The sequence below is a fragment of the Phocaeicola faecium genome (assembly GCF_014837055.1).
Taxonomy (GTDB): domain Bacteria; phylum Bacteroidota; class Bacteroidia; order Bacteroidales; family Bacteroidaceae; genus Phocaeicola; species Phocaeicola gallinarum.
The window spans coordinates 1-1310 of the sequence record NZ_JACSPQ010000062.1; the positions used below are offsets into that span (position 1 = coordinate 1).

2 protein-coding genes are annotated in these 1310 nt (G+C 36.8%); both read right to left on the reverse strand.

Annotated features, from left to right (window positions below; translation table 11 throughout):
* Positions 1 to 544 (reverse strand): glycosyltransferase (locus tag H9626_RS14770; RefSeq protein WP_191710981.1); only part of this gene is annotated, 544 nt, incomplete at its 3' end.
* A 13-nt stretch (positions 545 to 557) separates the two neighbouring features.
* Positions 558 to 1310: nitroreductase family protein (locus H9626_RS14775; RefSeq protein WP_191710982.1), on the reverse strand; the 753-nt coding region annotated here is incomplete at its 5' end.

Below are 1310 nucleotides of genomic sequence, written 5' to 3' on the forward strand. Positions count from 1 at the left end.
GTCGTATTGATTGATTAAATTTAAATTTATTGGTATCAATTGCATTTTTTACAACAATAAAATCTTTTTTAGGAAAAAGAAATTTACCAGCATCTTCAGAGCATGCCATAAAGTAGTTAGCATAAATTGGATAAAGTTTACGCATTATTTTTTTTGCTGGATAAAATAGTCCTTTAGTCATTTGATTGTTATGCGAATGTGCAATTCGTATAGGAACTCCACATTGTTTGGCAATCTTTAAGCAAAAAAACCCAATTGTATAGGCATGTACATGAATTATTGAATATTGATTTTCGGTAAGAATATTACGCAATTTATTTTCAAACTTGAGAATGTTGCCGTCTAGTCTGACAGTGGAACGATATACTTTTCCACCTAAAGATTCAATTTCATCACCATAAAATTGCTTTGTAGGATATTCTGTCAAAAAATCAAACTGGATCTTACTTTTATCAATTTCTCTATAGAGATTCATCAAAAATGTTTGAGTTCCACCGGCCTCCATGCGCTGAAGAACATGCAATATTCTGATTGGCTTAGACATGTTTCCAACCTTTCTATTCCATGCAAGTCGTGATTTCCATATAGGATCTTCTCACTGAACGACAAGTTTTTGACTCTTTGGCAAAATGACCAATCGCAATATACATGACCAAATTCTCGTAATCAGGAATATGTAAAAGCTTTCGCGTTTTTTTCTCAGCCGTTGCACGGAACATCGTATTTAACGGACATGCTGCTAACTGTTGTTCCTCAAGTGCCAACAACAAGGACATTCCAAAAAGCCCTCCGTCCGTATAACCTTCATTATGTTCCTGTTGTGACATGAATACTCTATTATCAGCTGTGATCAGAATCAGCGCAGGAGGGGTAGGATATCCGTTAAAGCCACCTTGAATACGTAAAGCCTCTTCAATTATTGCGTGATTGAGAATCACATGTATTCGAGCGGGCTGCCTGTTACACACTGAAGGTGTACGCATAGCTATTTGCAATGCAGGTTTTAATTCGTCGTATGTAACGGGTGTATCGGCATATTCCCGAACGGAATGACGTCCTTCAGCCAATTCCGTATACGTTTTCGTCCGGTTATTCTGTTTTGATTCCGCAGTCATTGTAAAACTGCCGCCATAATTCATACTCGATTGAAGAATAGCCTCCCACAATTGAAAGGTAAATAGTTGCCGTACGTATTCAATATCCGAATCATGTCCTTCGTGTTTTACGATATATTCATGTAACGCAGCTAACGCTGATAGATATATAATATCTTTACTATATTCAGGGTTAATCGCAATATACCGTGGTAA